The 9716-nt window shown below is 62.8% G+C and carries 5 protein-coding genes; all 5 read right to left on the bottom strand.

Annotated features, from left to right (window positions below; all coding sequences use genetic code 11):
- On the bottom strand, positions 1 to 1390 hold a 1390-nt coding region (treY, locus tag VFL62_RS26685; protein WP_325175393.1), incomplete at its 3' end, for a malto-oligosyltrehalose synthase.
- Positions 1390 to 3153 (bottom strand): malto-oligosyltrehalose trehalohydrolase, encoded by a 1764-nt coding sequence (gene treZ / locus VFL62_RS26680; protein ID WP_325175392.1) that lies wholly within the window; start codon positions 3151 to 3153, stop codon positions 1390 to 1392. The genes treZ and treY, both read right to left, overlap by 1 nt.
- Entirely contained in the window at positions 3150 to 5225 is a 2076-nt protein-coding gene (gene glgX, locus VFL62_RS26675) for a glycogen debranching protein GlgX (protein WP_325175391.1), read from the bottom strand. Before glgX ends, treZ begins: the two co-directional genes overlap by 4 nt.
- A gap of 2 nt (positions 5226 to 5227) precedes the next feature.
- Positions 5228 to 7375, bottom strand: coding sequence for a 1,4-alpha-glucan branching protein GlgB (gene glgB / locus VFL62_RS26670; RefSeq protein WP_325175390.1), 2148 nt, complete (start codon positions 7373 to 7375; stop codon positions 5228 to 5230).
- A partial coding sequence (locus VFL62_RS26665) for a putative maltokinase (protein ID WP_325175389.1) occupies positions 7372 to 9716 on the bottom strand: 2345 nt, incomplete at its 5' end. The genes glgB and VFL62_RS26665, both read right to left, overlap by 4 nt.

Genomic DNA, 9716 nt, shown 5'->3' with positions numbered 1-9716 from the left:
AAAGTTCGAACGCCTGACGCAAGCTGTCGGCGGAGAAGTCGCGGGTCGAATAGTGGCCGGCGGCAATGCGGCCGAGCAGGCGTGCCAGAACGGTAAATTCGCTCGTGAGCAGCGTTTCGAGCACGCGCCGCTTGGCCGCTTTCAAAACCGGCGTGAGCGCCGGTGGCAAATTGCTGATCTGCCGCCAGGTCTCGCCAAGGGCTTCGAGCCCTTTTTCGTTCAGCAGCACGCGCGTGATCGTGTTCAGCGTCTCATAACCGGTTGTGCCGTCGACGCCGGCCAGGGGGCGCAAATCCTCATGCTCGCCGAGAATCTTTTCGACCACGACATAGAACGATTGACCGACCTTGCCGCCGGCCTGACGGATCAGCCGGCTCAAGCGCCGGAAATACTGCGCGGGATCGCGCAGGCCATCGATATGATCGAGCCGCAAGCCGTGCAGCTTTTTCTCCTGGATCAAGCGCCGAACCAGGCGGTGGGCGACGGAAAAGGTCGCGGCGTCTTCCACGCGCAGACCGGCGAGCGAATTGACGTCGAAGAAGCGGCGGTAGTTGATGTCGCTGGAGGCCAGCCGCCAGTGTCCGAGCTTGTAATGCTGGCGTTCGAGCAGATGATGGAGTGCCAGCGTCTGTGCGGAACGGTCCGGCCCGGCGCGGTAGGCGGCAAGGCCGCGCTCGATGATCTCTTGCGCGCCTTCGATATTTTTCAGTTGCGCCTTGAAGGTGGGGGCTTCGTTGCGGTTGGGATGGCGCAGGCCCCGGTAGCGCGAGGCGAGGTCGAGAACAGCCTTTGCGGCGAGGCTCCCCTCGGCGCCGGCCTCCTTGACGATCATGTGCAGGATTTCGCCGTAACGTTCAGGAGCGATCGGCAGGCGGTGCTCGAAGTACCACGCCGAGAAGCTGCCTTCAGTGGCGTCGTAGCGCAGTTCGATTTCGCCGCCTTCCAGCGCCTTGCCATAGGAGGCGCCGAGGATCGGCAGCAATACGCCGCCGCGCGCGCGATAGGGCAGAAGCTCCCAGTCGATGTCGAAAGACACCGCGTGCGGCGAAGCTTCGCCCCATTCCAGCACGTCGAGCCACCACGGATTGTCGGCATAGTGGACGCCGACATGGTTCGGCACGAAATCGAGGATCAGTCCAAGGTCGTGCTCTTTCAGCGTCTCGCTCAGGCGCTCAAAGCCCTCGTCACCACCGAGTTCGGGATTGATCAGCGTGTGATTGACGACGTCGTAGCCATGGGTCGACCCTTTGCGGGCCTTGGTAAAGGGCGAAGCATAGACATGACTGATGCCGAGCGCCTTGAGATAAGGCACGATGGCGGCGGCCGCGTCGAAATCGAATGTTTCGGTGAGTTGCAGCCGATAGGTTGCGATGGGTATGGCCGATGGCATCAGCGCGCTTCCAGACGCCAGAGCACGGACCATGACTTGAGCGCGCCGCCGTCTTCTCCCCAGATCAGCGTGCCGGGCATTTCAGCCGACTGCGCAATGATGGCGCGCCCGGACAGATTGGCGGCGAGCGACAGCCGGCTTTCGTCGCCAAGCTGCCAGCTCGCCGTGAGCAGGCCGTTGTCGGCGGCTCGCGCCTGGCCGAAGCGTGCGCCCGGAAGGCGCGGGGTGACATGGCGCCGCCGGATCGAGAGCAGCTCGCGCACCAGCGCCAGCCGCTCACGGCCGCCGCCGTCGACGTTATCCCAATCCAGGACGGCGGCGCGAAAGGTGGCTTCGCTCAGGGGATCGGGGACCTCGCTGCCGAAGCGCTCATAGGCCCACGCATATTCGTCGCGGCGGCCCTTGCGGACGGCATCGGCAAGGCCGCCCGTGAAATCGCAGAAGAACGGGAAGGGAGTTTTCGATCCCCATTCCTCGCCCATGAACAGCATCGGAATGGAGGGCGCGAGCAGGGTGATCGCGAGCGCGGCTTCGAGCGCTTCGCGGTTTGCCAAGCTTTCAAGGCGGTCACCGAACGGACGATTGCCGATCTGATCGTGGTTTTGCAGGAAATTGACAAAGGCCGTCGGCGCAAGCGCACGGCTGTCCTCGCCGCGCGGCTTGCCGCCGCGATGTTCGGAAGCCTCGCCCTGATAGGCGAAGCCGGAGCCGAGGCAGCGGGCGATATCGCCAAGCGGAGAGCGCTGGTAGTCGCGATAATAACCCTGCTTCTCGCCGGTGAGCCATACGTGCCAGGCGTGATGATAATCGTCGTTCCATTGTGCGTGAAACTTGCCGTGCGGCGCGCTTGGCGCGGGATCGAGCAGGCCGGCGCAGTTATCGTCGTTTTCGAGCACGAGATGGATGTGGCGGCCGGTTTCCGCCGCCAGCGCGCCGACCGCGCGGCTGAGATCGTGGAGCATCGGAATTTCACCCTGCTCTTCGATCGCATGCACGGCATCGAGCCGTAACCCATCGAAGCGATACTCACTGAGCCAGTAAAGCGCATTCTCGATCGCAAAAGCGCGCACTTGCGGCAGGCGATAGTCGATGGCGCTGCCCCAGGGGGTTTGCGCATCGGTAAAGAAGGCCGGCGCGTAACGACCGAGATAGTTTCCCTCGGGGCCAAAGTGGTTATAGACGACGTCGATAAACACCATCAGTCCGCGTAGATGCGCTTCATCGATGAGGCACTTCAAGTCTTCGGGCCGGCCATAGGCGCTGTCGGGCGCATACCACAGCACGCCGTCATAGCCCCAGTTGCGGCGGCCGGCGAAGTCGGCGAGCGGCAGCAACTCCAGCGCGGTGACGCCAGTGTCGACGAGATGATCGAGCCTCTCGATCATGGCGCGATAGCTGCCTTCGTTTGTAAAAGCGCCGACATGTGCTTCAAGGAGCACGGTCTCATGCCAGGGCCGCCCGCGCCAATCGCGCGCGCGCCATTCATAACTGGCGTGATCAATCACCTCGCTCGGCCCGAACACATCCTCGGGCTGAAACGCGGAGGCCGGGTCTGGCACGTCGATCTCGTCGTCGATGCGAAATTTGTAGCACGCCCCCGCCTTGGCGCCGGGCATGACGATTTCGAACCAGCCGTTCGCGGCCGAGGCGAGGGCATGGCGATGCTGGTCCAGCAGCAGATCGACGCGTTTTGCGGCCGGCGCCCACAAGCGGAATGTGGTGCCGTCAGAAGTCAGCCTTGCGCCAAATTGCCGTTCATTCATGCCGAACCTGAAAAGACCAGAACCGAGCGTGCCGGCGCGGTGGTCTCGCTGCCTGAAGGGTGGTCCACCGCCCCCTGCTTAACGTCGGCGGTGTTCAATAGTTGCTGCCAGCTCTTGTATTCCGGCAGTTTAGGCAGCGTGAACTTGATCTCTTCCGGCGCGGCATTGAGCACGATGAAGAGCGGCGGATGGCCCGGTTCGTTCGGGCCAAGCACATAGGCAAGAAACCGGCCCTCGGGAAAATTCCAGTCCTGCTCCTTCATGTCCTCGGCGGCCGGCGTCAGCCACAGCACACCATAAGATCCGTCGGGGCGCCGCCCTTCGAGCCAGCGATGGCTGCGAATCTGCGGAAACCGGCTGCGGATTGCGGTGAGATATCCGACGAAATCGACCAGATCAGTGCCCTCGCGCCCCAGTCCCTCCCAACCGATCCAGCCGATTTCGTTGTCCTGACAATAAGCGTTGTTGTTGCCATTCTGGGTGTTGCTGACCTCGTCGCCAGCCAGGATCAGCGGCACGCCTTGCGCGAGCAGCAGGCAAGCGAGCTGGTTTCTGCGCAATTGGTTGCGAAGCGCATTGATGGCCGGATCGTCGGTCGAACCTTCATGGCCGCAATTGTTGCTGTGATTGTCGTTGGAGCCGTCGCGGTTGTCTTCGCCGTTCGCTTCATTGTGCTTGCTGTTGTAGCTGAAGAGATCGTTGAGCGTGAAACCGTCATGCACGGTGATGTGGTTGATGCTGGCGCGCTGCACCCGCCCGTCATGCTTGAAGAGATCTGACGAGCCGGTCATGCGGCTCGAGATCTCGCCGATCAGGCTGCCTTCGCCACTCCAATAGCGACGCATGGCACTGCGATAGCGGTCATTCCATTCCGACCACTGCGAGGGAAAGCCGCCGACCTGGTAGCCGCCCATGCCGAGGTCCCAGGGTTCGGCGACCAGCTTGACCGAGGCAAGCACCGGGTCCTGGCGGATGGCAGTGAAGAAGGCGGAGTTGCGATCGAAGCCGTTGGGACCACGGCCGAGCGTGGTGGCAAGATCGAAACGGAAACCGTCGACGTGGCAGACTTCAACCCAGTAGCGCAGCGAATCCATCACCATCTGCAGCACGCGCGGATGGGACAGGTTTACCGAATTGCCGCAGCCGGTGAAATCGTCGTAGTAGCGCGGGTTCTCCGGCTTCAGCCAGTAGTAGGAAGCATTGTCGATGCCGCGGAACGACAGCGTCGGGCCGAGGTGGTTGCCTTCGGCGGTGTGGTTGTAGACCACGTCGAGCATGACCTCGATGCCGGCATCGTGCAGCCGTGCGACCGCGGTGCGAAAGCTGTCGAGCGCGTTGTCCTGCGCATAGCGGGCTTCGGGCGCAAAGAACGCCAGCGTATTGTAGCCCCAATAGTTCGACAGCTTCTTTTCGACCAGGATGCGGTCATCGACCAGGCCGTGAATCGGCAGCAACTCGATTGTGGTGACGCCGAGCCGCTTGAGATGGTCGATCATCGCGGGCGAGGACAGCCCGCCATAGGTGCCGCGCAGATTGGGCGGTACCTCGTTGCGCGTTTGCGTCAATCCCTTGACGTGGGCCTCGTAGATGATGGTGTCTTCCCAGGGGATGCTGGGCCTGATTTCACGCCGGCCCCAGTTGAAGGCCTCATCGACCACGACCGCCTTCGGCATGCCACGCGCGTTGTCGCGCCGGTCGAACGAGAGATCCTCGCGCGCGCTGCCGGTGCGGTAGCCGAAATGCGCATCGCTCCAGACCAGACGCCCGGCGAGCCGCCGCGCATAGGGATCGAGCAGCAGCTTGTTGGGATTGAAACGGTGACCATGTTCCGGCGCATAGGGACCATGAACGCGATAGCCATAGAGCTGACCCGGGGAGACGTCGTTCAGGTAGCCATGCCAGACGTCCTCGGTGCGCTCCGGCAGCTCGATGCGCTCGATCTCGCGCCGGCCCTGGCTGTCGAAAAGGCAGAGCTCGACCTTTTGTGCGTTGGCAGAAAACAGCGCGAAGTTGGTCCCCCTTCCGTCCCAGCTTGCGCCGAGGCGCGAGGGCGAGCCGGCTGCCAGTCGCATAATCAGTTACCCGGTACGAGAAAGATGGTGGCGAGCGGCGGAATCGTGAGCCGCAATTCCGGCCCCATACCCTCAAGCGTTTTCACTTCACCGACATTCCCGATATTGCCACCGCCATAGTGCGATGAATCGGTATTGAGAACTTCGCGCCACGTGCCCGCGATCGGTACATGAACGATGTAGTTGTGGTACACATTCGGCGAAAAATTGCTCACGACGAGACATTGCGCCTGCTCGTCGCGCCCTTTGCGCAGCCAGGCGAACACGTTGCCATGCGCATCGTCGGCCACCAGCCATTCGAAGCCGGAGGGATCGCAATCCAGTTCATGCAAAGCCGGCGTGTCGCGATAGAGCCAGTTCAGGTCGCGCACCAGCGACTGGACGCCGGCATGGGGCGCGAATTGAAGCAGGTGCCAGTCGAGCGAATGGTCGTGATTCCATTCGTTCGATTGGGCAAATTCGCAGCCCATGAACAAGAGCTTCTTGCCGGGATGGCCGAACATAAAGCCGTAATAAGCGCGCAAGTTTGCAAAGCGCTGCCAGTCGTCGCCCGGCATCCTCCCGAGAATGGAGCATTTGCCGTGGACCACTTCGTCATGCGACAGCGGCAGGATGAAATTCTCAGAAAATGCGTAGTGCAGGCCGAACAGGATGTCGCCATGGTGGAACTGGCGATGGATCGGGTCTTTGCCGATATATTTCAACGTGTCGTGCATCCAGCCCATATTCCACTTGTAGCCGAAACCGAGCCCGCCAAATTCCACCGGGCGTGACACTTGCGGCCAGGCGGTAGACTCTTCCGCCGCGGTCGTGGCATGCGGGAATTGACCGAATACTTCGGTGTTGAAGCGGCGCAGGAAGGCAATGGCATCGAGATTTTCCCGTCCACCGAACCGGTTGGGTACCCATTCGCCGGCGGGGCGGCTGTAATCCAGATAGAGCATCGAGGCGACGGCATCCACGCGCAGGCCGTCGATGCCGTAGCGGTCGAGCCAGAACAGCGCATTCGAAACCAGAAAATTGACGATCTCGGTGCGTCCGTAATTATAGATCAGCGTGCCCCAGTCGAGGTGCCGGCCTTGAAGCGGGTTGGCGTGCTCGTAGAGCGCGGTGCCGTCGAAGCGGCCGAGCCCGTGTGGATCGTCGGGGAAATGACCGGGCACCCAGTCGAGCCATACGCCGAGTCCTTCGCGGTGGCAGGCGCCAACGAGCGCGGCGAAATCCTCAGGCCCGCCAAAGCGACTCGTGGGCGCAAACAGCCCGGTCGGCTGATAGCCCCACGAGCCGTCGAAAGGATGTTCGCTGACGGGCAGAAATTCGATATGGGTGAAGCCCATGTCGTGGGCATAGGACGGCAACTGCTCGGCCATTTCGCGATAGGTCAGCCATTCGTTATGACCCTTGCGACGCCATGAGCCGAGATGAACTTCGTAGATCGACACCGGCCCGTTCAATGAATTGACGTCGGCGGAGGCCGGGCGGGGACGCGGCAGCTTCTCTTCGTCGAAGATGACCGAGGCTGTGCTCGGGCGGATTTCGGCGGCAAAGGCCAAAGGATCGGACTTCAGCGGCAGATGCTCGCCCTGCCGGCTGAGAATGTTGAACTTGTACCGATCGCCTTGCGTGGCGTGAGGGATGAACAGCTCCCAATAGCCAAGGCCGCGCACACGCATTGGATGGCGCTTGGGATTCCAGAAATTGAAGTCGCCGACCACGCTGACATACTGCGCATTCGGCGCAAGCACGACGAATGCGACCCCCGCCACGCCCTCCATCTCCATCGGGTGGGCGCCGAGCTTTTCATAGAGCCGCTGATGGGTGCCTTCGCCGAGCAGATAGAGGTCGTAGTCGGTCAGGACGGGCGGAAAGCGGTAGGGATCATCGAGTTCGACCACTCTCTCACCAAAGCGCGCGCGCAACTGGTAGGCGGTCGAACCGTTGGGCAGGACGCCGGCGAACAGGCCGTCGTCATGAATGCGCGTGAGCGCGGTTGCCTCGCCGTGCGGGGCGACGGCGTCGACTTTTTGCGCTTCGGGCAGGAAGGCGCGCACCACGATCTTGCCGTCTTCGCTGTGCGGGCCGAGATATTGGAATGGATCGGAGTGACGGCCTTCCAGGATCGCATAGGCTTCGGCAGAAAGCTTGGTCATGCGGCCTCGCGGGCAGGCTGTGACAAGATCCGCAATATCCTGGAAAGGGTGGCCGGTGCGGCGTCCGTCCGCTGTAGTAGATCGGTTTCGAGCACGTCGAAAGCCTTTTCGAGCAGGAAGAAATCCACCATGCGCCGCGCGGCGCCGGCGTCGGTGGGCCAGATCGCGGAATCGCTCATCAATTCGCGATAGGCGCCGACAAAGGCCGCGGTGGCGCGCTCGACCCAATCGGCGAGCGCCGCGCCGAGCCGGCCGTGCTCGTCCGGGGCAAGGTGAAGAGCCCGCTCGCGCGCAGCCTGGCTTGCACCTTCGATCGACCAGATCAGGCTTGCGACGTCGCGCGCGGCCGGCGCCTTGCGGCGACGCTCTTCGATCGGCTGGCGGACATCGCCTTCGAATCCGGTCAGGAAAACATCGTCCTTGACGATCAGCACCCGGCCGAGATGGAAGTCGCCATGCAGCCGCAAGGTCAAGCCGCGGGTATTTGGCGGCAGCAGGCCATCGAGATGGTCCCGCAAATTGGCTTGCCGCGTCAGCAGCTCATCGGCCAAGGCCCGGTCGGTCTCGGCAAGCGAATTGCGGCGCTGTTTGAGGGCCTGGCAGACGCGCTCGGCGCTCTCGATGATCCTCACGATCCATCGCGCGGTGTCCTGCGGAGCGATCGGCGCGGGCGCCAGATCGGGCAATCCGTCCGCGGTCGCCAGAGCCAAATGCAGCTCGGCGGTGCGCCGTCCGATCTGCGACAGGTGGCGCATATAGGCGATCTGCTCTTCACTCTGGCGCGGCGGGCCGTGGGCGGCAAGCAAGCGCTGCGCCTCGAGCAGGCGATCCAGATAGGCCGCCGTCACCGTCCAGGCGTCGCCCTGATTACCGATTTGAACATGCACGATGGCGATCGCGCTTCTTGCCTCGCCTTCGATCAATTCGGCGCAGCCGAGCATCGGCGGCGTGTTGGGAAATTCCGCCACTTCGGTGAGGAACCGACCGATCTCGATCTCCGGGTTGACACCGCTTTCGAGTTTGCGGAGGAGCTTTACGCTGTACTCGGAATCGGCGGTCAGCGAACTGGAGAACGGCGCGCCATCGAGGGCCGCGATGCGTTCGGGAACTCTCACCTGCTTGTGGATGAACCGGCTTGTCGGCGTGAACTCCAGCTTCAGCCCGCCTTCCTCGACGGTCAGCCGGTGGCTGAGATTACGCAACAGCAACCCGACGAAAATCGGACTGGCCGCGACATCGAGCAATGTGCCCTCGCGCGCGCCCTGGCGCACCGCCGCCAGCGCGTTCGGATTGTAGCGTTCGCGATCGAAGCGCACCCATTCGATCTGCATCGGCAGCACGTAGCGCGTTCTGGTCTCGTCCTCGGCGAGCTGGAAGAACGCCAGCCATGGCCGGTTGTCGCCGATATCGCAGAACGGAATCGCCGAGGTCAGCGTGGGATGGATGGCGGATGGGTTATGGACCGGAAACCAGCGCGAGCGGGCGAGGTGTCCGGGCAGCACGTCGCATTCGAACACGGTGCGGGTGCGCGCCAGCGATACCCAGGTCGCACCGACCGGAACCACCAGCGTTTCGAATTCGGGGACGATCGAGGGTGCCGCCGGCTCCGACTTGTCACGCTCCTGGAGCTGGAACCAGTAGAAGCCGTAAGGCGCCAGCGTGATCATGTAGGGAAGTTCGCCGATCGCCGGAAAATGCGTGCGCCCGAGCATCTCCAGCGGGATACGTTCCTTGAACGCCGAAAGATCGAGCTCGGTCGCCTGCGCCGAGCGCGACAGGTTGGCCACGCAGAGAATGGCCTCGTCGCCGAGCTGGCGCACGTAAGCCAGCACCGCGCGGTTGGCGGGGCGAATGAAGGTGATGCTGCCGCGGCCGAAAGCAAGCGTCGACTTTCGCACCGCGATCAGCCGCTTGGTGGCGCTCAACAGCGACGACAGACTGCGCGACTGCGCCTCGACATTGACGGACTCGTAACCATAGACCGGATCCATGATCGCCGGCGCATACAGGCGGGCCGGATCGGCACGCGAAAAGCCGCCATTACGGTCCGGCGACCATTGCATGGGCGTGCGAACGCCGTTGCGGTCGCCGAGATAGATGTTGTCGCCCATGCCGATCTCGTCGCCGTAGTAGAGGATCGGCGTGCCTGGCATGCTGAACAGCAGACTGTGCAGCAACTCCTGGCGGCGACGACTGTTGTCAAGTAGCGGCGCCAGACGGCGACGAATGCCCACGTTGACGCGCATGCGCTGCTCGCGTGCGTACTCCGAGTACATGTAGTCGCGTTCGTCATCGGTGACCATCTCGAGCGTCAGCTCATCGTGGTTGCGCAGGAACAACC

Origin of the sequence: Bradyrhizobium sp., from assembly GCF_035701725.1 — a bacterium.
Lineage (GTDB): Bacteria > Pseudomonadota > Alphaproteobacteria > Rhizobiales > Xanthobacteraceae > Bradyrhizobium.
This window is presented reverse-complemented; position numbering and strand designations above follow the sequence as displayed.